This window comes from Hymenobacter antarcticus (assembly GCF_039539545.1).
In the GTDB taxonomy this organism is placed as follows: Bacteria; Bacteroidota; Bacteroidia; order Cytophagales; family Hymenobacteraceae; genus Hymenobacter; species Hymenobacter antarcticus.
On sequence record NZ_BAABDI010000001.1, the window covers coordinates 253,077 to 273,505 of the forward strand.

At 62.7% G+C, this 20,429-nt stretch carries 17 protein-coding genes; 14 read left to right on the top strand and 3 right to left on the bottom strand.

The window, feature by feature from the left end:
* The first annotated feature begins 128 nt into the window (after positions 1-128).
* The 14 genes from pdhA (at position 129) to recJ (ending at position 15,482) form a co-directional block, all read left to right on the top strand.
* The gene (gene pdhA / locus ABD819_RS00975) at positions 129-1,091 is read left to right on the top strand and encodes a pyruvate dehydrogenase (acetyl-transferring) E1 component subunit alpha (RefSeq protein ID WP_345120348.1); all 963 of its coding nucleotides are present in this window, start codon (positions 129-131) and stop codon (positions 1,089-1,091) included.
* Positions 1,092-1,152: 61 nt separating this feature from the next.
* Positions 1,153-1,920, top strand: a complete 768-nt coding sequence (locus tag ABD819_RS00980; RefSeq protein WP_345119994.1) for a tetratricopeptide repeat protein — start codon at positions 1,153-1,155, stop codon at positions 1,918-1,920.
* A gap of 192 nt (positions 1,921-2,112) precedes the next feature.
* On the top strand, positions 2,113-2,589 hold the full coding sequence (gene ribH, locus ABD819_RS00985; protein ID WP_345119996.1) for a 6,7-dimethyl-8-ribityllumazine synthase: 477 nt from the start codon (positions 2,113-2,115) through the stop codon (positions 2,587-2,589).
* Positions 2,590-2,767: 178 nt separating this feature from the next.
* Positions 2,768-3,151: a TraR/DksA family transcriptional regulator gene (locus tag ABD819_RS00990; protein ID WP_345119999.1), complete on the top strand. Its 384-nt coding sequence runs from the start codon at positions 2,768-2,770 to the stop codon at positions 3,149-3,151.
* A 152-nt stretch (positions 3,152-3,303) separates the two neighbouring features.
* Complete coding sequence (locus ABD819_RS00995) at positions 3,304-5,355, top strand: pseudouridine synthase (RefSeq protein ID WP_345120002.1); 2,052 nt, start codon at positions 3,304-3,306, stop codon at positions 5,353-5,355.
* A gap of 144 nt (positions 5,356-5,499) precedes the next feature.
* The gene (locus ABD819_RS01000) at positions 5,500-6,240 is read left to right on the top strand and encodes a type III pantothenate kinase (protein ID WP_345120004.1); all 741 of its coding nucleotides are present in this window, start codon (positions 5,500-5,502) and stop codon (positions 6,238-6,240) included.
* Positions 6,227-7,567 carry a BamG family beta-barrel-assembly machinery protein gene (gene bamG / locus ABD819_RS01005; RefSeq protein WP_345120006.1) on the top strand — a complete coding sequence of 447 codons (1,341 nt, stop codon included), beginning with the start codon at positions 6,227-6,229 and terminating at the stop codon, positions 7,565-7,567. Before ABD819_RS01000 ends, bamG begins: the two co-directional genes overlap by 14 nt.
* 67 nt (positions 7,568-7,634) lie before the next feature.
* Positions 7,635-8,159, top strand: a complete 525-nt coding sequence (gene lptC / locus ABD819_RS01010; protein ID WP_345120008.1) for an LPS export ABC transporter periplasmic protein LptC — start codon at positions 7,635-7,637, stop codon at positions 8,157-8,159.
* Between the two features lie 47 nt (positions 8,160-8,206).
* Positions 8,207-8,470 (top strand): hypothetical protein, encoded by a 264-nt coding sequence (locus tag ABD819_RS01015; RefSeq protein WP_345120010.1) that lies wholly within the window; start codon positions 8,207-8,209, stop codon positions 8,468-8,470.
* Between the two features lie 256 nt (positions 8,471-8,726).
* Complete coding sequence (locus tag ABD819_RS01020; RefSeq protein WP_345120012.1) at positions 8,727-10,850, top strand: peptidylprolyl isomerase; 2,124 nt, start codon at positions 8,727-8,729, stop codon at positions 10,848-10,850.
* 84 nt (positions 10,851-10,934) lie between these two features.
* Positions 10,935-11,258 carry a DUF4258 domain-containing protein gene (locus ABD819_RS01025; protein WP_345120014.1) on the top strand — a complete coding sequence of 108 codons (324 nt, stop codon included), beginning with the start codon at positions 10,935-10,937 and terminating at the stop codon, positions 11,256-11,258.
* Entirely contained in the window at positions 11,255-11,500 is a 246-nt protein-coding gene (locus ABD819_RS01030; RefSeq protein WP_345120016.1) for a hypothetical protein, read from the top strand. Before ABD819_RS01025 ends, ABD819_RS01030 begins: the two co-directional genes overlap by 4 nt.
* A gap of 60 nt (positions 11,501-11,560) precedes the next feature.
* Positions 11,561-13,384: a tetratricopeptide repeat protein gene (locus tag ABD819_RS01035; protein WP_345120018.1), complete on the top strand. Its 1,824-nt coding sequence runs from the start codon at positions 11,561-11,563 to the stop codon at positions 13,382-13,384.
* Positions 13,385-13,742: 358 nt separating this feature from the next.
* Positions 13,743-15,482, top strand: coding sequence for a single-stranded-DNA-specific exonuclease RecJ (gene recJ / locus ABD819_RS01040; protein WP_345120020.1), 1,740 nt, complete (start codon positions 13,743-13,745; stop codon positions 15,480-15,482).
* A 79-nt stretch (positions 15,483-15,561) separates the two neighbouring features.
* Here the strand turns inward: recJ and ABD819_RS01045 are convergent, their stop codons facing one another.
* From ABD819_RS01045 to ABD819_RS01055, 3 genes are all read right to left on the bottom strand, one after another.
* A complete protein-coding gene (locus ABD819_RS01045) occupies positions 15,562-16,134 on the bottom strand; it encodes a hypothetical protein (protein ID WP_345120022.1) in 573 nt (190 codons plus the stop codon).
* A 41-nt stretch (positions 16,135-16,175) separates the two neighbouring features.
* Positions 16,176-16,532 (bottom strand): DoxX family protein, encoded by a 357-nt coding sequence (locus ABD819_RS01050; RefSeq protein ID WP_345120024.1) that lies wholly within the window; start codon positions 16,530-16,532, stop codon positions 16,176-16,178.
* 138 nt (positions 16,533-16,670) lie between these two features.
* A complete protein-coding gene (locus ABD819_RS01055; protein WP_345120026.1) occupies positions 16,671-20,267 on the bottom strand; it encodes a S8 family serine peptidase in 3,597 nt (1,198 codons plus the stop codon).
* Positions 20,268-20,429: the final 162 nt, after the last annotated feature.

The window sequence follows — 20,429 nt, forward strand, 5'->3', positions numbered from 1 at the left end:
CCACGGTTCGCCAGCCCGACCCTCTTATGCCCGGCACCGACGAGCCTACCGCGGCTGCGTCTGGCAAAGCTGCGCCCGAGCCCAAGCGAGCCAAATCAGCCACTCCCGCGTTTCCCAAGGAAACGTACATGCAGTGGTATGAGCAAATGCAGCTCATGCGCAAGTTTGAGGACAAGGCCGGGCAGCTCTACGGGCAGCAAAAAATAAAAGGCTTCTGCCACCTCTACATTGGCCAGGAGGCCTGTGTGGCCGGGGCAGTGTCGGCTCTGGAAATCGGCGATAAGTACATCACCGCTTACCGCGACCACGCCCACCCGCTGGCCCTGGGCACCTCGCCCAACGCCGTGATGGCCGAGCTGTTTGCCAAAGCCACCGGTTGCTCGAAGGGCAAAGGCGGCTCGATGCACATGTTCGATAAGTCGGTCGGGTTTGTGGGCGGCCACGGCATCGTGGGCGGGCAGATACCCATGGGTGCCGGCCTGGCATTCGCCGAGAAATACAACAAGACCGGCAAGCTCTGCATTTGCTACATGGGCGACGGAGCCGTGCGCCAGGGCGCGCTGCACGAAGCCTTCAATATGGCGATGCTCTGGAAGCTGCCCGTCATCTTCGTGATTGAGAACAACGGCTACGCCATGGGCACATCGGTATCCCGCACCTCAAACGTGACCGAGCTCTACAAGCTGGGCCTGAGCTACGACATGCCCTCGGAGCCGGTGAACGGCATGCGGGTAGAGGATGTGCACGAGGCTGTGGCCCGCGCCGCCGAGCGCGCCCGCAAAGGCGACGGCCCCACGCTGCTCGAGTTCAAAACCTACCGCTACAAGGGCCACTCGATGAGCGACCCGGCCAAGTACCGCACCAAAGAGGAGCTGGAAGACTACCGCCACCGCGACGCCATCGAAGGTGTGCGCCACACCATCCTCAGCAATAACATGGCGACGGAGGCCGACCTCGAAGCCATCGACGAAAAAATAAAAGCCCGGGTAGCCGAGTCGGTAGAGTTTGCCGAAAACTCGCCTTACCCCACGCCCGACGAACTGTACAAGGACGTCTACGTGCAGGCCGACTACCCTTACATTCACGACTAATTAACCCGGCCACTGGCCCTGCGGCCCGCTTGCGGGTCCTGTTGTTGAAATAACCTCCGTAATGTCGAAGATTCCCTACTCTGGCAAGAGCCAGCAGGCCCGCCAGGGGCAAGTACCCCAGAACGTGCCCGCCGACCCGTTGGCCCCCGCCGAAAACCTGCCGGCCGAAAATCCGCTGATGGAAGACCCGGACGCTCTGGCCGCTCGCCTGGCCGATTCGGAGGACTTCGTGCGCAACAACCGCAACGTGTTGCTGGGGATTTTGGCGGCAGTCGTTCTGGCCGTGGTGGGCGGCTTCGGCTATTATACCTGGAGCACCCAGCAGAACCAGAAGGCGCAAGCCACCATGTTCCGCGCCGTGAACAACTGGGAAGCCGACTCGCTGAACAAAGCCATTAAGGGCGATGGCAAGGCTCCCGGCCTGACCACCGTTGCCAACGAGTACGGCAGCACCAAGGCCGGCAACCTGGCCAACTTCTACGCCGGCGTAGCTTCGCTGAAACAAGGCAAATACAAAGAGGCTCTCGATTTCCTCGAAGACTTCAGCTCCAACGATTACCTGGTGCAAAGCCGTGCTTATTCGCTGATGGGCGACGCGCAGCTGGAGCTGAACAAGCCCAAGGAAGCCGCCGACCTCTACGCCAAAGCCGCCGACCACAACGCCAACGAGTACTTCTCGCCCGGCTACCTGCTGAAGGAAGCCACCGCCCGCGAGCTGGCCAGCGACAGCGAAGGCGCACTGAAAGCCTACGACCGCATCATTAGTGAGTACCCCACGGCTCAGGAGGTTGGCGAAGCCCGCCAGTACAAAGCCAAGCTGGAGAAATAAATCACTGATTGTCGCGGGTGAACCGTGATTTCGCTGATTCCCATTGCGCTTCTCCAACTTTGGGGAAGCGCAATTTTTTTAGCTTGAAGGGGATTTTTGATAAAAATGGAGGCTCATAAAAATACAGCCAGCCAGGAGCCCTGGCCAATCAAATCTGTGTAATCACGGTTAATCAGCGACAATCAGCGATATATGGCAACTTCCCTCCAAAACCTGAGCGACTACGACGCTTCTACTTTCACCGATATCAGCGAAAAGCGCTTTGGGTTGGTGGTATCCGAGTGGAACCGCGAGATAACCGACATCCTCAGCGCCGGCGCTTTCGACACCTTGGTAAAGCACGGGGCCAAGGCCGAGAACATCTACCGCAACACCGTGCCCGGCAGCTTCGAGCTCACCCTTGGGGCGCAGTTTCTGGCGCAGCACGACGAGATGGACGCCGTGATTTGCCTGGGCGTGGTGATTCAGGGCGAAACCAAGCACGACGACTACATCTGCCACGCCGTGGCGCAGGGCATCACGCAAGTGGGTCTGAAATTCAATAAGCCGGTCATCTTTGGGCTGGTAACCACCAATACCCTGGAGCAGGCCTGGGACCGGGCCGGCGGTAAGCATGGCAATAAGGGGGTGGAAGCCGCTGTGGCTGCTATCCAAATGTTAGGCTTTTAACCGGCCAAGGAAAAGCGCTTTCGAGTCCGTAACTTTGCGTCTGCAAAACCATGCAGGCAACGGCCTTAGCTTTGTGGCGAGGGCAGGCACTTCTACAGGCTGCCAACTTATGTAGTAGCTGGGGCGTTGCTATAATGCAAAGCCTCGCCATTTTCCGCAGTCCTTTTTACTCATTGTAATGAACGAAGAAAACATTCGCTATTCCCGGGAGGACCTGAACGAGTTCGACCAGATTATTCAGGATAAACTAACGGCGGCCCGCAAGGAGTTTTCCTTCATCAAAGAGACCCTGAACCGGAGCAACGACTCGGGCACCGACACCACGGCCTCCTCGGCTAAGGTGCTGGAAGACGGGGCCGAAACGGCGGAGAAGGAAAGCATGAACCAACTGGCCTCGCGCCAGATGAAGTTCATCCAGCAGCTCGAAAACGCCCAGGTTCGCATCAAAAACGGTACTTATGGCGTGTGCATCGGCACCGGCAAGCTCATCCCGAAGGAGCGCCTGCGGGCCGTGCCCCACACCCAGCATTCGATTGAAGCCAAAATGGCGCGGCGCGACTAAGCACGGCGGCTTTTTGGTAATCGGTATTGGGTAGTCGGTAGTCAGAATTTTATTTGGGTTGACGGCGTTCAACCTTTCTGACCACCGACTACCCAATACCGATTCTTTTTTTAACCTGTACCGTAGCGATACGGCACGCAACTTTTCTCCCCATGGGCAAGAAACATTTTTCAGAAGATAAAGCGGACCGTCGCGGCGGCCGCAGTGCCGGCGGCCCCGGCGGCTTTGGCGGCAGTGCTGCCGCTGGCCGTGGCGGCGAGCGCAGCAACGACCGGAACGAGCGCGGCGGCAACGAGCGCGGCGGCAGTGACCGTGGCGGTAACGACCGGGGTGGTTTCGGCAAAAGCCGGCCTGCTACCAATGGCGCATTTGGCCGTCCGGCTACGAATGGGGCATTTGGTCGCCCGGCTACCAACGGCGCGTTTGGCGGCGGCGGCAAGAAGTTTGGCGATGGCGAGAAGCGCCCCTATGGCAGCAGCTACGGTGGCGGCCAGCGCGAAGGCGGCAGCAGCTTTGGCAACAAAAGCTTTGGCGGCGGCAACAAGTTTGGTAACGACCGGCCGTTCGAGCGCCGCGACGACCGGGCTCCCCGCCCGGGCGGTTTTGGCAAAGAGCAGCGCACGGGCACCAGCTATGGCCGCAGCGCAGAGCCCCGCCCCGAGCGCGGCAGCTTTGGTGGCGACCGCGACCGGAGCGACCGGAGCGACCGGGGCGAGCAGCGTGGCCCGGCTACCGAGGCCCGGCCCATCCGTCCGTATCAGCCCAAGGAGAACTGGGGTGGCCAGCCCTACCGCCGCGAAGGCGAAAAGGCTGTGCCCCGGGGCCAGCCCGGCGAGCGCAACCGCAAATTTTTGAAGAGCAACCCCAACGAGGACAGCGACAGCAGCCCGCGCAGTGGCGGCAGCTTCGGCCGCAGCACGCCCCGCGAGCCCGAGAACTTCGAGCGCGGCGAAAGCCGCAGCGAAGAGCGCGGCCCCAACCGGCCCATCCGGTCGGCCCGCCCGTTTGATGCCAACCCGCCGCAGCAGCGCGAGGAGCGTAGCGAGCGCCGTGACTCTAACATTGAGCGCGACAACGCGAACAACGCCGATTTCCGCGCCGACCAGGCCGCGTTTGGCCGCAAGTTCACGCCCGGCGCATTTGGCCGCCGCGGCGATAGTGCCTCGGCCCCCAGCCGCAGCACCGGCGAGCGCCCCGGCAGCTACGAGAAGCCCCGCAGTACCGAGCGCTGGAGCCCCACGCCCGGCAGCTTTGCCGAGCGCCGCGAGGCTCTGAAAGCGCAGGAGCGCAGTGTGCGCCGCTCGGGCACCGGTTACGGCAGCGCCGTAGACAAGCCCCGGCCCGCCCGTCCGGCCGTGCAGGAAAACCGTGCCGATAAGCCCCGCTTCGGCGAGCGCCCCGGTGAGGCTCCCGACTACAAAAACCTCAAGCACTACGAGCAGGACAAAACCCGGGGCAACAAGCGTCGCCGCGAGGAAGAGGACGATTTCGGCACCGACGAGCTGCGCCTGAACCGCTACATCGCCAACGCGGGCATCTGCTCGCGCCGCGAGGCTGATACGCTGATTGCGGCCGGCGAAATCAAGGTGAACGGCGAGGTAGTGACGGAAATGGGCTACAAAGTGCAGCCCGAAGACACCGTGCAGTACGGCAAGACCAACCTGAGCCGGGAGAAGTCGGTGTACGTGCTGCTGAACAAGCCCAAGGACTTCATCACGACGACGGAGGACCCCGAAGGCCGCCGCACGGTGATGGATTTGGTGGCCAGCGCTTCGAAGGAACGGATTTTCCCGGTGGGTCGGCTCGACCGCAACACCACGGGCCTGTTGCTCTTCACCAACGATGGCGAAGTAGCGCAGAAACTCTCGCACCCTTCGCACAAAAACAAGAAAATCTACCAGGTTGAGCTGAGCACGCCGCTGTCCGAGGAAGACCTGCGCAAGATTTCGGATGGCCTGGAGCTGGAAGACGGCAAAGCCACTGTGGACGACGTGGCCGTAGTGGCCGGCAACGCGCACTTCGTGGGCATTGAAATTCACATTGGCCGCAACCGCATCGTGCGCCGCATTTTCGAGCACCTTGGCTATGAGGTAGTAGCTCTGGACCGCGTGCAGTACGCCGGCCTCACCAAGAAAGACCTGCCCCGTGGCAAATGGCGCTTTTTGAGTGAGCAGGAGGTTATTCGGATGAAATACTTCCTGTAAGGATTTCTGGTGACCCCCAACAGAACGTCATGCTGAGCGAAGCCGAAGCATCTCTACCGCAATAGTAACTAATTACTTGCGCGGTAGAGATGCTTCGGCTTCGCTCAGCATGACGTTCTTTTTTATTCAATCGCAACCTACTCAATGCACACCCTGGCCCTCGATATCGGTAACACGGCCGTGAAAGCCGGCTGCTTCGATGGCCCATTGCTGCGCGAGATGTCGGCGGGCCTCACGGCGGCCGAGGTGCGGGAATTGGTGCAGCGCTGGCAGCCGCGCCACGTTATCGTGGCCTCGGTGGCGGAGGCGGCGGTGCTGGCCGTGGAAGATTTGCGGGACCTGGTGCCGGGCGAAATTCTGGCGTTTAGTCCGGGCACGACCCCCGTGCCGCTGCGCAATTCCTACACCACGCTGCACACGCTGGGGGCCGACCGGCTGGCGGCGGCCGTGGGCGCGGCCAAGTTGCGGCCCGGCCGCGACACCCTCATCATCGATGCCGGCACGGCGCTCAAGTCTGACCTCGTGACGGCCGACGAAACCTACCACGGGGGCAGCATTGGGCCGGGGCTGGCCATGCGGCTGCGGGCGCTGCACACGTTTACGGGGCGGCTGCCGCTGCTGGAGCTGCCGCCTGCCGATGCAACGATTCCGCTCGTGGGCGACTCCACTACGGGGAGCCTGCTGAGCGGCGTAGTGAACGGGGCGGTGGCCGAAATTACGGGGCTTATTACTCAGTATCAGCAGGCTTACCCGGGGTTGGGCGTGCTGCTCACCGGGGGCGATGCCGCGTTTCTGGCGGCCCGGCTCCCGGCTCGTATCTTTGTTGTGCCCGAGCTGGTGCTGCTCGGCCTTAATCGGATTTTAGTTTATCATGTTGACAAATAAAGAGATGGAGCGCCTGCGTACGGGTTTGGTGCTGGCGGGCGTGGCCGTGTTGATGGCCGGTGGCGCGCAGGCCCAGGGCCTGGGCAACTCGCCGTACTCCCGCATTGGGCTGGGCGAATACAACGCCAACACCGGCGGCGTGCGCCAGATGGGCATGGGCGGCGTGGGCGTAGCGGCTCCTAATGCTGTCAATGTGAATGAGTTGAATCCGGCGCTGCTCTTCTACACCTCGCGCACCACGTTTGAGGCCGGCTACAATGGCCAGTACAAAACGGTGAAGAATGCCAACGGGGCCAACCGCAGCGGCAGCGGTACGCTGGGCTACTTCGCCTTTTCGGTGCCGCTGAACACGAAGTGGGGCGCGGCCGTGGGCCTGAAGCAGGTGAGTGCCGTGGACTACGAGTCGAATATCATCGACGACGTTGCGGGCGCCCCGGGCCAGGCCCGGTCGCTGAAGCAAAACAAGGGCTCCGGTGGGGTTTCGGAAGCGTATCTGGGGCAAGGGTACCGCATCACCAAAAATTTCACGCTGGGCTTCACGGCTTCCTACGTGTTTGGGGTAATTGATGAGACGACTGGCACAGCCGTGCAGGAGGGCATCAGCACCACCCGCCTGATTAACTCCGTGGACCGGGTGCATACCCGCTACTCGGATTTTGCCTTCCGCACGGGCGCACACTACCGCCAGAAGATAGGCAAAGACCTGAACGTGAACCTGGGCGGCGTCTACGGCTTCGCTCACAACCTCAACGGCCAGCGCGAGCGCACCCAGGAGCAGCAATACGCCGACGACGGCACCCTGGCCAGCGCGGTTTCGACGCTGAGCGACGGCCGGGGCAGCAGCTACGTGCCGGCCCTGGCGCAGGTCGGGGTTAGCTTCGACAATGATAAAAACTGGAGCGCCACCCTGGATGTGGCGCAGCAGCAGTGGTCGAAGTTTCGGGACTTCGGCGAGCAGCGCCTGGCGCTCAGCAATACCATGCGTCTCGGCCTCGGGGGCGAACTGACGCCCGACCCGGGCTCCGTGGAGCACTACTTTCAGCGGGTGAGCTACCGCGCCGGCCTGGCCGTGGCGCAGCTACCCTACCAGCCGGGCGGTAAAACCCTGTACGACCGGTCGGTTAGCTGGGGCTTCGGCTTCCCGCTGCCCACGGCTACGCCGCTCGAAGCCACCACGCTCAGCCTCGGCTTCACGTACGGCGTGCGCGGCAATACCGACATTCTCAATGCCGCTACGAACACCAGCAACGTGCAGGAAACCTACATTCGGGGCCAGCTCGGGGTGACGCTGAACAACCGCTGGTTTATCAAGCGGCGCTTGCAGTAAGCGGGTGCCAAATCCCAATAACGCAGTGAACGGACTCAGGCAGTGGAGCAGGAGCAGGGCATTCCTGATGGGATTGGCCCTGCTGGGCTGCGATAAAAAAGCGGCCACCGGCCCTAAGCTCGTCTACACCGGCCCGCTGATGGAGACGACCAACGTGCGGACGCTGTTCAGCGACTCGGCCAAGCTCAAGCTGCAGCTCACCGCGCCGCTGGAGCAGCAGTTCGAGAACGGCGACGTCATCTACCCCAAGGGCATGGTGGTGACGTTCTACTCGACGGATGGCAAAAAAACGGTCGTCAACACGTTGGAGGCCAAGTACGGGAAGTCGGACAAGGCCAAGAGCCTCTATATCATGCGTGGCGACGTGCGGGTGATGAACGTGCCGCAGCAGCAGCGCATGAACACCGAAGAGCTGTTCTTCGACAAGACCAAGCAGCTGATTTACACCGACTCGGCGATGTTCGTGAAAGTGACCACGCCCACCGAATACCTGACCGGCTACGGCCTGACGGCCAATCAGGACTTCTCGCGCTACCGCATCACCCGGCCCGAGGGCATTTTTGCGGCTCCGCAGGCCGCGCCGGTGCAGTAGGGCTTTTATTTGGCATGACCGTCCTCGGGTCCTCAATTTTATTCCTTATGACTTTCGACAAATCCCTGCTGCGCACCGTGCTATTTGCCGTGGGCGTGGTCGCGCTGGTTATTGGCATTTACCAGACGATTTTTTACAATGACCTGACCCGGAACTACTGGATTTTCATGGTATCGATGGGGTGCTGGATACCGCTGCTCTACTGGCGCCAACAGGAGCGGCTGGAAGCCAAAATAGCCGAGCAAAAGGCCAAGCTGGCTCAGCAGGCCCGCGCCAAAACTCCGGCTAAATCGACCAAGAAGCGCCGTTAGGACGGAATTGCGCCGGTTTTCTGGCGTCGGCGTTGGCGGAATTAATCGTGCCGGGAGCCGCCCGGACCGTGGTCGTGGCGTACCGGTCGGCGAGTTAAAATCCGGTAAAACTTTGATTGCCGGCCAAATTCTGGTTATTTTGCGCCTCTTTTGACCGTGCTCAACGCGTTGTCAGTTGTTCGTGGTTAGTTGTCAGGTCGTTCTGCACTGCTGCCCGGAGACTGACCGCTAACAACTAATAACTGACAACTAAGGAATGGCTTTAATTAACACGATTCGGGAAAAATCTGGCTGGGCGGTAGGTACCGTGGCCATTGGTATGCTGCTCTTTATTGTGGGCGGCGACCTGGTGGGCGGTAAAAGCAAGCTGTTTGGCGGCAACGACCAAACGGTGGGCGAGGTAGCCGGCCAGAAAGTAGAGCTGGCCGACTACAACAACGCCCTGGAGCAAGCCAAGCAGGCCTTTGTGGCCCAGCAGCAGCGCCAGCCCGATGAGCAGGCCCTCGGCTACCTGCGCGACCAGGCCTGGAACCAGACCATCTACCGCATGGCTTTCCAGCCGGAGTGGGAGAAGCTGGGCCTGACCGTATCGGACGATGAATTGGTGGACATGGTGCAGGGCGACAACATCAGCCCCGGCATCAAGCAGGCTTTTACGGACCCAAAAACCGGTCAGTTCGACAAAACCCGTCTGGTAGAGTACCTGAAAAACCTCGACAAGCTGCCTGCCGAAAACCAGGCTGCCTGGCGCAATTTCGAAGCCAACCTGCCCGCCGAGCGCCTCGCCAACAAGTACAACGCCCTGCTGAAAAACTCGGTGTACGTGACCTCGGCCGAAGCCAAGCGCTTCGACTCGTCCCAGAACACCAGGGAGACGGTGAAGTACCTGTTCGTGCCCTACGGCAGCATTTCCGACTCGGCCGTGAAAGTGACCGATGCCCAGCTGCAGGCCTACCTCGACAAAAACAAGGGTAAGTACAAGGTGGAAGACGGCCGCTCGGTGGAGTACATCAGCGTCCCGGTGGTAGCCTCGAAGGAGGACAGCACCGCCGTGAAAACGTCGATGGCGGAGCTAGCTACCCAGTTCGCCTCGGCTCCGGTCGATTCGCTGTTCGTGTCGGCCAACTCGGAGCAGCCCTACAACAAGGCCCTGCGCAGCCCCGCCGACCTGCCCGAGCAGCTCCGCAAGCAGCTGCCCCTGGCCGCTGGCAAAATCTACGGTCCTTACGCCGAGAACGGTACCTATTCGCTGTACAAGGTGACGGGTAGCGGCGTTGGCAAGCAGGCGGCGGCCCGCGCCAGCCACATTCTCATCAAGGCCGAAGGCACTACGCCCGAAGCAAAAGCTGTTGCGAAAGCGAAGGCGCAGGACATCCTGAACAAAATCAAGGCCGGGGCCGATTTCGGCGCGATGGCGCGCCAGTTTGGCACCGACGGCACCAAGGACCAGGGCGGCGACCTCGGCTGGTTTGGCCAGGGCCGCATGGTGCCCGAGTTCGAGAAAGCCATTTTCGGCACTTCGGCCACGGGCTTGCTGCCTAATCTGGTCGAAACCTCGTTCGGCTACCACGTTATCAAGGTAACGGCCGTGCCCACCAAGCAGACCTATCAGGTGGCCGAAGTGAAAAAGACCATTACCCCCAGCGACGCCACCCGCGAAGTGGCCTACGCCAAGGCGCAGGAGCTGAAAGGCGAAGCCACCGACTTGGAAAGCTTCCGCAAGCTGACGACCAAAGACAAAACCCTGGTGAAGCAGGAGGCCAAAAACCTGGACCGCAGCGCCCGCACCGTGAACAATCTGCAGAATGCCCGCGAGCTGGTGCGCTGGGCCTTCGGCTTTAGCCAAACCGGTGCCGATACCAAAGTGGGTGACGTTTCGGAAGTGTACGAAATGGGCGACCAGTACGTGATTGCCGCCCTCACCGACCAGCGCGCCAAAGGCACGGCCACCGTCGAAAACCTCCGCCCCGAGCTGTCGGCGCTGGTGCGCAATGAGGAGAAGGCCAAGCAGATTATGGCCAAGCTGCCCAAAGCCGGCACCTTGGAAGAAATGGCCGTCAAATACGGCCCCACCGCCCAGGTAGCCACCGCCGAAGGCGTGGTCCTCGGCCAGGGCAGCATCCCGAACGTGGGCTTCGAGCCCGTAGCCGTGGGCCGGGCCTTCGCGCTGAAGCCGGGCCAGAAGTCGGCCGCCATCCAGGGCGAGCAGGGCGTGCTGGTAGTGGAGCCCGTGAGCACCACCCCCGCCGCCGCCGCGGCCGACCTGAAGGCCGTGCGCCAGCAGCTGGCGCAGCAGCGCGCCCAGGCTCAGGATGGCAAGATATACGAGGCCATCAAGGCCCACGCCAACGTGAAAGACAACCGCACGAAGTTCTTCTAAGCCGCCCGCCGGCAGTTTGAAAAGGGCCGTACCTTCGGGGGCGGCCCTTTTTCGTTTTTGGGCCCGTTTACCAGGAAGGATGCTATGACCCCGCTTGAAATCATGGAATTACAAGCAAAAGCGGCTTCTAACTCCTTGCAATATGCCGACCACGCCATTACGCGCATGGCGCAACGCGGCATTGCGACGACCGAAGTACGCGAGGTATTGGCAGCCGGCTTGGTACTGGAAGATTACCCCAATGACAGATATGGGCCGAGCTGTCTTATTTTTGGCAACACATTGGGCAATCGGCCGTTGCACATTGTATGCAGCTATCCGCAACGCCCGCTGCTCAAAATCATTACGGTGTACGAGCCTGACCTAACGGAATGGCTTCCTGGTTTTACTCAAAGAAAAAAGCTATGACAGATGCCGCAGATTTCTTCGCGCAAGAGCAGTCTCTCCTGGAACCCGCGCAGGTAACGTACATTGTGCAAGTAGGGGAGCGGGTGGTAGTGGTAGAAAACGTGCCAGCTCAGGTGAACAAGTTGACGGGTGAACAGCTGTTCTCGGCGGAAACGACGGAGCAGTTACTAAAAATCGCGCAAGGCCTGGTAAATAAGCCGGTTCGTTACGCTGAAACGCCCGTTTACTCCTTCGCGGCCTGAGGCGAACGAACAAAGCTGCGTCGTTCCGGCGTTACCGTCATTCAACTTGCCCGCTATTTTATGCGCTATCTCTTATTCAGCGTCGTCCTGCTGCTGGCTACTCCGGCGCTCGCCCAGCAGCCGGGCAAAGGCTGGGCTCCCGCGAACTCGACCACGCTGGCGCAGGACTACGCCCGGCGCGGCGAGCACGAAAAGGCAGTGTTTCTGTTCGAGAAGCTGCCCGCGGCCGAGCAGGCCAGTCTGGCGGTGTTTCCGGTCTACATCTCCTCGCTGCTGGCTTTGAAACGCTACAAGGAGGCCGAGAAAGTAGCCAGGCGCGCCGCCAAGCTGCGCCCGGAGGAAGCCACCATCGGGGTGGCTCTGGGGGGCGTGTACGCGGAATCGGGCGATATGCCCGCCGCTGATAAGCAGTGGCAGAAAGTGCTGGGCCAGCTCACGCCCGCGCAGGTGCTGCCGGTCGCTACCGAATTCAGCCGGCGTGAGCTGCTGCCCTGGGCCGAGCGCACTTACCTGCGCGGTCGGGCCCTGGCCAAAAACGACACCGAATACGCCCCGCAGCTCATTCAGCTCTACACCCAAACCCAGAACCAACCCCAGGTACTGGCCGAAACCCTGCGCCTGGTGGCCCAGGATGAGCAGCAGCTGCCCTACGTGCGCAACATGCTGCAAAATGCGCTGCGTGACGAAAAAGACTTCGATGCGCTGGAAAAGCAGGTGCTCAGCGCCACCCAGCAGCACCCCGAGCAAGCGGCCTTTAGTGAGCTGCTGCTGTGGCTGCAGGTGCAGCGGCGCGATTTTGCCGGGGCGCTGGTGCAGGCCCGGGCGCTGGACCGCCGCAGCCGGGGCGAAGGCCGCCGGGTGATGGAGCTGGCTGCCATCGCGCAGTACAACAAAGACTACGAAAGTGCCATCGATGGCTTTGCCTACGTGGCCCGGGAGTACCGCAACGGCCCTTACGGCAATGCCGCCCGCCAGCGCCTGCTGCAGGCCCGCGAAGCCCAGGTGCGCGAAACCTACCCGGTGGACCTGACCAAAGTGCGCGCCCTGGTGACCGAATACAACCAGCTGCTGGCCGAGCTGGGCCGCACGCCCGATACCGCCCCGGTGCTGCGTAACCTGGCCAATCTGCACGCCTTCCAGCTGAATGACCGCGCCAGGGCCATGACCTTGTTGCAGGAAGTTATCGACATGCCCCGCGTCAACGAAGAAGTGGTGGACGAAGCCAAGGTGACCCTCGGCGACCTGTACCTGCTGAAAGCCGAGCCCTGGGAGGCCACGCTGCTGTACTCGCAGGTGGAAAAATCGCACAAGGATTCGCCCTTAGGTTACGAGGCCAAGCTCCGCAACGCCCGCCTGAGCTACTACGCCGGCGACTTTAAGCTGGCCCAAAGCCACCTCGACATCCTGAAAGAAGCCACCACCCGCGAAATTGCCAACGATGCCATGCAGCTCTCGCTGCTCATTCAGGACAATACGGTGGAGGACACTCTGGGCCTGGGCCTGAAGGCCTACGCCGCCGTGGAACAGCTGGTGTTCCAGAACAAGCTTCAAGAGGCTATCACCGGCTTGGATGGGTTGTTGGAGAAATTCCCCGGCCACCCGCTGGCCGATGATACCTACTACCTCAAGGCGCAGCTGCAGCGCCGCACCGGCAATTTTGCCGGGGCCGCTACCACGCTCGAGCGCATCACCAACGACCCTAAAGTTGATGTATTGAGCGATGATGCCCTGTTTTTGCTGGCCCGCATTCAGGAAGAAAATGTGAAAGACAAGCTGAAAGCGCAGGAGCTCTACAACCAGGTGATAGTGAAATTCCCCGGCAGCATCTATGTGGCCGAGGCCCGCAAGCGCTTCCGCAAGCTGCGCGGCGATGGGGTGCAGTAGGGCTGTTGAACGAAAAAGAACGTCATGCTGAGCGCAGCCGAAGCATCTCTACTGGATAAGTAACATAATTACTGCAGCGGCAGAGATGCTTCGGCTGCGCTCAGCATGACGTTCTTCTGTTCGCGAGGTGAAGGCCCCTCCCACATATCTACCCAAAGAACACGAACATCAGGGCCAGTACCACGATGAATACGCCGTACATGAGTGCGTCAGTGCCAATGTACTGGCGGTATTTGCGGTAAAATTCCTGGAGTTTATTCATGGCGGGGGCGGGCAGGGGAGCTGGCTTCAAAGGTAGGCCGGCCGGTGCGGGGCGGGGTTTGGTCGTACTTTTGAAGTCATTTCTACGACGTATCAGATGCCCATATCCGCTAGTAAGCGCTGGAATTATATCCCCGAACCCGACCCTGCTCAGGTCAGTAATCTGGCCCAGGCCCTCTTCATTGCCCCCGAAATAGCGGCCCTGCTGGTGCAGCGCGGCACTGCCACGCCCGAAGCCGCCGCCGCCTTTTTCCACCCCGACCTGCGCCAGCTGCCCGCCCCGCTGCTCATGCGCGACATGGGCCGCGCCGTGGCCCGCCTCGCCCACGCCCTGGAAGCTGGCGAAAAGGTGATGGTACTGGGCGACTACGACGTGGACGGCATCACGTCGGTAGCCACGGTGATGAGCTACCTGACCCCGCTGTTTGGCGTCGAGCGGCTGCGCGACTACATCCCCGACCGCTACACCGAAGGCTACGGCATCTCGCAGAAAGCCATTGACTTCGCGGCTGATAACAGCTTCGCGCTCATTATCGCGCTCGACTGCGGCATCAAGGCCGTGGAGCAGATAGCCTACGCCAGCAGCCGGGGCGTCGACTTTATTATCTGCGACCACCACCTGCCCGGCGACGAGCTGCCCGCCGCTGTGGCCGTGCTCGACCCCAAGCGGGCCGACTGCGAATACCCCTACAAAGAGCTGTCGGGCTGCGGCGTGGGCTTCAAGCTGATGCAGGCGCTGGGCGAACATCTCGGCCTGGATGCGGCCCCGCTCCACGATTTGCTCGACTTGGTCACCGTCAGCATTGCCGCCGACATCGTGCCCATCACCGGCGAAAACCGGATTCTGGCCTCCTACGGCCTGCGCCGCTTCAATGAAGATGCCGAATTGCTGCGCCCCGGCCTGGCCGCTCTGCGCGAGCTGGCTACGCTGCGCGAAGGCGCGTTGGGCATCAGCAGCCTGATATTTGGCTTCGCGCCGCGCATCAATGCCGCCGGGCGCATGGGCGATGCCCGCCGCGCCGTGGCCATGCTCCTGGCCCCCGACCAGCAGGAAGCGCGCTACACCGCCGAAGTGGTGGACCAGATGAACCAGCAGCGCCGCGGCTCGGACCAGCACACCACCCAGGAGGCGCTGGACATGATTGCCGGCAGCCCCACGCTGCAAAATGCCCGCGCCACCGTGCTCTACAAGGCCGACTGGCACCAGGGCGTGCTCGGTATCGTGGCTTCGCGCTGCCTCGACCAGTATTATCGCCCTACGGTCATTCTCACGCAACGCGATGGCAAGGCCACCGGCTCGGCCCGCTCCGTGGCGGGGTTTGATGTGCACGCGGCCCTGGAATCCTGTTCCGCGCTACTCGACCAGTTTGGGGGCCACCGCGCCGCTGCCGGCCTCACATTGAAAGTCGAAAACGTGCCCGCCTTCCAGCGTCGCTTCGAGGAAGTGGTGGCTGATACGCTGACCACCGAGCACCTGGTGCGGCCCGTGGAAGTAGCCGCCGTGCTGCCGCTTTCGCGCATTAATGAAGACTTTTTTGGTGAGCTGCGCCGCATGGAACCTTTTGGCCCTGGCAATCCCAACCCGGTGTTTGCTTCGCGCCGGCTGGTGGCGGTGCCCCACAGCGCCCGCGTGGTGGGCACGGGCCACCTCAAGCTACGCCTCGCCGCCGCCGATGCCCAGGGCCCGGCCGTGGACGCCATCGGTTTCGGCCTGGCCGACTACCTGCCCGAGATTGAGCAGGGCCAGCCCTTCAGCGCCTGCTACACCGTGGAGCTGAACGAGTACCGGGGCCAGCGTAGCGTGCAGCTTCGCCTGCTGGACGTGCGCTGGGAGTAGCCGCACTTCTCCAATACAAAAAGCAACGCCCGTGACTGATTCAGTTACGGGCGTTGCCTTTTGTATCAACTGTCCGGCGCTATTCCATTGTCGTGGGGCGTGTGCGGAAATAGTAGGCGCTGGTTTTGGCCTTGCCCTCTGGCTTGCGGGTGCGCTGGATGTAGTCGCCGGGCAGCAGCAGCCACGAGCCGCTTTGTCTCATGCCCGAAAGTAAATTTTTGATGGGCGTGTACTCAAACACTTCCAACCGGACCAACTGCCCTTGTATGTAGCGCTCCGACAGCAGCAGCTTGCCGTCTTGGGCCCGATAATCGATTTTTTCGACTTTGGCGCCGGTTGTTTTGTGCTTGATTATGTGCGTTTTCAGTACAGTGCGTCCATTCCTATCAAAAGGGATGGAATTGAAGCTGACGATTTTGCGGCGAAGCCCCCGGATTCCTATGAACGAAGCGCTGAAATCCCGCAGCAGCTTTTCGTTTTCGCTGCGGCAGGCGGCGGCCCTGGCCAGCACCGAATCGTGCGCGGCCGTGTAGCGGGCGGCTTGTGGAGTTGTGGCCGTGGTTTCTTCGGTGGTCGATTGGGCCTGGGCCGATGCACCGGCTCCTAGCGTGAGCAGACCCGCTGCCCCGATGATTAAACGTTGTGAGAACATGAAACAGAATGTGGTAGAAAATATCCGTAAGATATGCGCGATTAGCGCTGCCGCATCACGCGCCACACCCACCACATGAGTGGCAGTTGCAGCGGCAGGCGGCCCCAGGCCGCCCAGCCCGGAATGCCCAACTGCTCGTGAATGAGGGCCATATGCAAGTTGGCTGGAAACACGGCCACCAGCAGCGCCAGCAAGCCCCAGCCGGCCAGCCGCCGGGTGCGAACCGGCAGTAGCCCCAGCCCCCCCAGTATTTCAAAAACACCACTCACGTACACCAGCGCTAATGGCTGCGGCAGCCACGGCGGCATGATAGTCAGGTAGGTAGCCGGATGCACAAAATGCCAGATACCGGCCAGCACAAATAGCAGGGCCAGCGCGTAGCGGCTGAAATGGGTCATATATACGGGGGGAATAAACGGGGTGGGGGAGTGTCGGCCGCAAAGCCGGTGATGCCGCCGGCCTTACGGTGCAGCGCAAAGAAAAGCCCCAGCCAATCCATGGCCGGGGCATTTCATCAGTGGAAAGGGGAGCGCGACTTATTTCAGCACCTTCAGCTGCTGGGTGCCGCTGGCGCCGCGCAGGCGCAGCACGTACACGCCGGCGGGTAGGTTCTCGGTGTCAAACTCGACTTGCTGAGTACTGGCACGTAGCGTGAGAGGCAGCGTGCGTACCTCGCGGCCCAGGGCATCAAGTAGCTGTAAGGTGGCAGCTCCGGCCGGCGCGGCCGCCACGTTCACCCGCAGCTGCCCCGCAAACGGCACCGGGGCCGCCGTGAAGGCATCGACCTGACGGCCATTCGCGGCGGCCGATATCACCCGCTCGGCCACGCCCACGTTGGTCAGGTAGAGGTTGTTGCCGTAGTCGTTCAGATTCACGAAGCGCAGCATGACCGACTGCACCTGGCCCGCAGGTGCGCCCGCCGTGCGGAAGGGGCGCAGGTCCACGGTTTCCTGCCGCCACTGGGTGGCGCTGGTGGGCGCGAAGGCGCTGGTGTTGGGCGTAGCCACCGTGGCCAGGGCAGCCCCGCGCTTCAGGTAGCCGGTGGGCACGAACGTGGTGCCGCAGTCGACGGAAATGTCTACCCGCAGGCCGTCGTTGTTGGCCGCGCCGTAGGGCTGGTAGGCCACGGCGAAAGTCAGCTCGGGGCTGGTGGTGCCGGCCAGGTTCAGGGGCGGGGTGAGGAGGAAATCCTCGGCTCCGCGCAGGCGGTCGTCGTAGTTATTGACCATCGGCAGGCGGCGGTTCGCGTTATCGGGACCCACGGCCGGGGCCGTGCTCAGGGCCCAGGTGTAGTTCGAGCTGGGGTTGATGACGCGCCAGCCGGCCGGCGGAAAGGTCGTTGGCGCGGCCCGGAAGTCTTCGCTAAAGGCCACCGGCAGGCCGTTGGTCACGGTAATGAGGTTGGTGCGGGTAGCCGTTGCGCCGGGGCCATAGCTGTTGGTGGCCGTGAGGGCCACGGTGTAGGTGCCAGCGTTGGCAAACTGCACGCGGGGATTTTGCGACGTGGCCGAGGTGCCATTCACAAACGTTACCCCCGCGCTCGGGCTGATAACCCAGGCCCAGCTGGTGGGGGCCGACTGGCTGCTGTCGCTCAGCAGCACGGTGCTGCTCGGGCACACCAGCGCCGCGCTGGGCTCGAAGGACGTCAGCGGCGGGCCGGGGCAGTCGCGCGGGCCGCTGGGCTGGTAGATGGCGCGGGTGCGGCGCGAAAGCAGGCCGTTGGCCCCGCGGGCCCGCACCGCAAACCAATAATCGGAGCCCGAACCCAGCGGCAGCACCACAAACGGCCTGGTTACCGTCGTGACCGAGTCCATGTACAGGGCGCCCAGCTTGTATACCGTGTAGGCCGTGGCCCCGGTCGAGGCCGTCCAGCTCAGCCGGCTTTCGGTGGTGCAGCGGTATTCCGAGCGCAGGCCGGCGGGCTGGGGGGCAATGGTGAAGAATTCGGGCGACTGGCTCGTAACCGGGCCGCGCGTCACGCGCACTTTCACGCGGCCCGCGGCCAGGCCGGCGGGTACTATCCAGTCGGTGGAGCGCACCGTGCCGGCCAGGTTGGCGGCAATGGGCAGATAAGTCGCGCCGTTGTCGGTCGTGTACTCCACGGTGTAGGGCAGCGAGCTGTCGGCGGCATCCCAGCGCAGTACTTCAGTTTCGCCGGGCACGAAGCCTTCGCCGCCCAGCGGGTAGGTCAGCTCCACGCCCTCGTCGATATAGCTGTATGTGAGCCAGAAGCCCTGGCGGCCCTGGGGCACGGCCTGGCCGGTCACGGTGAAGCTGTAGCCGCCCGTCGCGGAGGGGTTGTCGATGGTGATTTGCTCGGTGTTATTGATGGAGTCGCGTCCGCGCCCGGCGGCCGTGTTGAGCTGGGCCACGGTGGGGCGATGGTCGAGTATCCAGGGCAGCAGCGGGGTAGTAGTACCTACTGCAAGGCCCGTCAGGTCGAGGTTGTTGACCAGGGCGGGGCGGGCGTTGGCCGCACCTTCGTAATCAGTCCAGTGCAGCAGCACGCGCAGCTGTTTTTTGCCTGCGGCGGCCGGCACCGTAAAGGTGCGAACCTGGCCCTGCGTAAGGCTGTCGCGGAAGTACGTGCGGCCCTCCAGCACGCGCACGGCCCGTAGCCCATTGATGCGGCCGTAGCCGAAGCGGAAGTCGGGGCCGGGGTTGCCCAGGTCCTCGGCCGTGTTCATGAGCAGGGCCTTGAGCAGAGCGGCGGGCATTTCGGCCCCGGTGTTGAGGCTGCGGTAAGCCCCCACCAGCTGCGCCGATACGCCCGATACGCCGGGGCAGGCCATGCTGGTGCCCGAAATAGTAGCGTAGATGTTGCCGCCGTAGGTTGAAGTCACGTTGGTGCCCACGGCGCACACCTCGGGCTTGATGCGGCCGTCGTTGGCCGGGCCGCGGCTGCTGCTGCCGGCCAGGGCATCGCGGTAGTCCAGATTGCCCACGGTGAGCACGTTTTTGGCCATTTTCTGGCCGCCGGTGATATTGCCCCAGCCCGCGCCCGCGCCGTAGCCAAAGTCGGAAGTGCCGGAGTTACCCGCCGAAAATACGTGCATCAGGAACGGCAGCTGGCGCATCTGCTGGTCGAGCGAGCGGGCCAGGCTGGTGTAGCCGGCGTTGTTACCGTCGCCGTAGCTCGAGCTGGTGATGCGCACCCGGCGGGTGGCGCTGTTATAGTTGGCCGGGGCCTGGGTGATGTTGTTGGGGTAATTCTGATAAAAGTTGAACGCGCCCACGGCCTGGCCGCGGTGGCGCGGGTCGAGGTTGCCGGCCCCCATAATGGTGCCGGCCACGTGGTCGCCGTGGTCGCCGCCGCTGGGGCCAGCCGTGCTCACGTCCACCCGGCCCTGAAAGTCGATGTGCGGACCAATGGCGCCGTCGTCGCCGTGGCCCACGGTCACGCCGCGGCCGTCGTAGTGGCGGCCCGCGCCGTAGTCGGCGGCCAAGGCATTGGCGCGGTGGTCGGTGCGGCCCCGGAAGTTTTCGGGTACGCCGGGAGCCGGCGCGGCTTCCACGGTGCTCACCCAGGGCAGCTCGGCGAGGCGCACCACGCTGGCCTCGGGCAGCACTACGTTCAGCTGGTGCGCGAAATCATTCTGCCCCACTACCTGAAACTCGGCACTCGGCAGCGCGGCTATGGCCTGGGCGGGTGTCAAAGTGAGGTGATAGGTCAGCACTACCTCCAGCCGACCTCCGGCCCGTTGGGCGTGGCCCGGCACCGTGCCCTGGGCCAAAGCGCCGGCTAGTTTCCAGCGGCCTGGCATGGGGGCGATGCTGCGCAGGCCCAGGCCCGCCAGCTGGCTATGCACCAGGGTGGCGGGCAGGCTGGCCGTGTAGGCGTTCAGCGGCAGGTAGTCGAACAAAACCACCCCCGCGCGGCGCAACGCGGCTTTCTGGGCCTCGGTGGGCAGGTGGCTGAATTGCAGCAGGCGGTAGACGCGGCCTTGCCAGGCGTCGGCGGGCGTGGTGGCGGAGGCGGCCAGCCACGCGGTGGCGTTGGCGGGCGGCACCACGTCGCCCACCGCGAGGCGCAGGGCAAATGCTTCGGTGGCCGGGGCCACGGGCTGGGCCAGCGCCCCTAGCGCGGGCAGGCTCAACGCAACAGCCAGAGCCGTACGGTAGAATTTTTTCATGCAAATTGGGGTAAAAGAATTAGAAATCAGGTCGAAAAGGTACGAACTGAATTGAATATTCCTGCGTTTGCGGGCCGGCGACCTCCAAGGCGCAGCTTGGCCCAATGCCGTTCCGGGCGTACTTTTGTTGTACTGAAAAATAACGCTGCTAAGTCTCACTCC

Excerpts from the sequence above, each read along its gene's own strand:
- pdhA (WP_345120348.1), top strand. The coding sequence starts at position 129 with ATGCAGTGGTATGAGCAAATGCAGCTCATGCGCAAGTTTGAGGACAAG.
- ABD819_RS00980 (WP_345119994.1), top strand. The coding sequence starts at position 1,153 with ATGTCGAAGATTCCCTACTCTGGCAAGAGCCAGCAGGCCCGCCAGGGG.
- ribH (WP_345119996.1), top strand. The coding sequence starts at position 2,113 with ATGGCAACTTCCCTCCAAAACCTGAGCGACTACGACGCTTCTACTTTC.
- ABD819_RS00990 (WP_345119999.1), top strand. The coding sequence starts at position 2,768 with ATGAACGAAGAAAACATTCGCTATTCCCGGGAGGACCTGAACGAGTTC.
- ABD819_RS00995 (WP_345120002.1), top strand. The coding sequence starts at position 3,304 with ATGGGCAAGAAACATTTTTCAGAAGATAAAGCGGACCGTCGCGGCGGC.
- ABD819_RS01000 (WP_345120004.1), top strand. The coding sequence starts at position 5,500 with ATGCACACCCTGGCCCTCGATATCGGTAACACGGCCGTGAAAGCCGGC.
- bamG (WP_345120006.1), top strand. The coding sequence starts at position 6,227 with ATGTTGACAAATAAAGAGATGGAGCGCCTGCGTACGGGTTTGGTGCTG.
- lptC (WP_345120008.1), top strand. The coding sequence starts at position 7,635 with ATGGGATTGGCCCTGCTGGGCTGCGATAAAAAAGCGGCCACCGGCCCT.
- ABD819_RS01015 (WP_345120010.1), top strand. The coding sequence starts at position 8,207 with ATGACTTTCGACAAATCCCTGCTGCGCACCGTGCTATTTGCCGTGGGC.
- ABD819_RS01020 (WP_345120012.1), top strand. The coding sequence starts at position 8,727 with ATGGCTTTAATTAACACGATTCGGGAAAAATCTGGCTGGGCGGTAGGT.
- ABD819_RS01025 (WP_345120014.1), top strand. The coding sequence starts at position 10,935 with ATGACCCCGCTTGAAATCATGGAATTACAAGCAAAAGCGGCTTCTAAC.
- ABD819_RS01030 (WP_345120016.1), top strand. The coding sequence starts at position 11,255 with ATGACAGATGCCGCAGATTTCTTCGCGCAAGAGCAGTCTCTCCTGGAA.
- ABD819_RS01035 (WP_345120018.1), top strand. The coding sequence starts at position 11,561 with ATGCGCTATCTCTTATTCAGCGTCGTCCTGCTGCTGGCTACTCCGGCG.
- recJ (WP_345120020.1), top strand. The coding sequence starts at position 13,743 with ATGCCCATATCCGCTAGTAAGCGCTGGAATTATATCCCCGAACCCGAC.
- ABD819_RS01045 (WP_345120022.1), bottom strand. The coding sequence starts at position 16,134 with ATGTTCTCACAACGTTTAATCATCGGGGCAGCGGGTCTGCTCACGCTA.
- ABD819_RS01050 (WP_345120024.1), bottom strand. The coding sequence starts at position 16,532 with ATGACCCATTTCAGCCGCTACGCGCTGGCCCTGCTATTTGTGCTGGCC.
- ABD819_RS01055 (WP_345120026.1), bottom strand. The coding sequence starts at position 20,267 with ATGAAAAAATTCTACCGTACGGCTCTGGCTGTTGCGTTGAGCCTGCCC.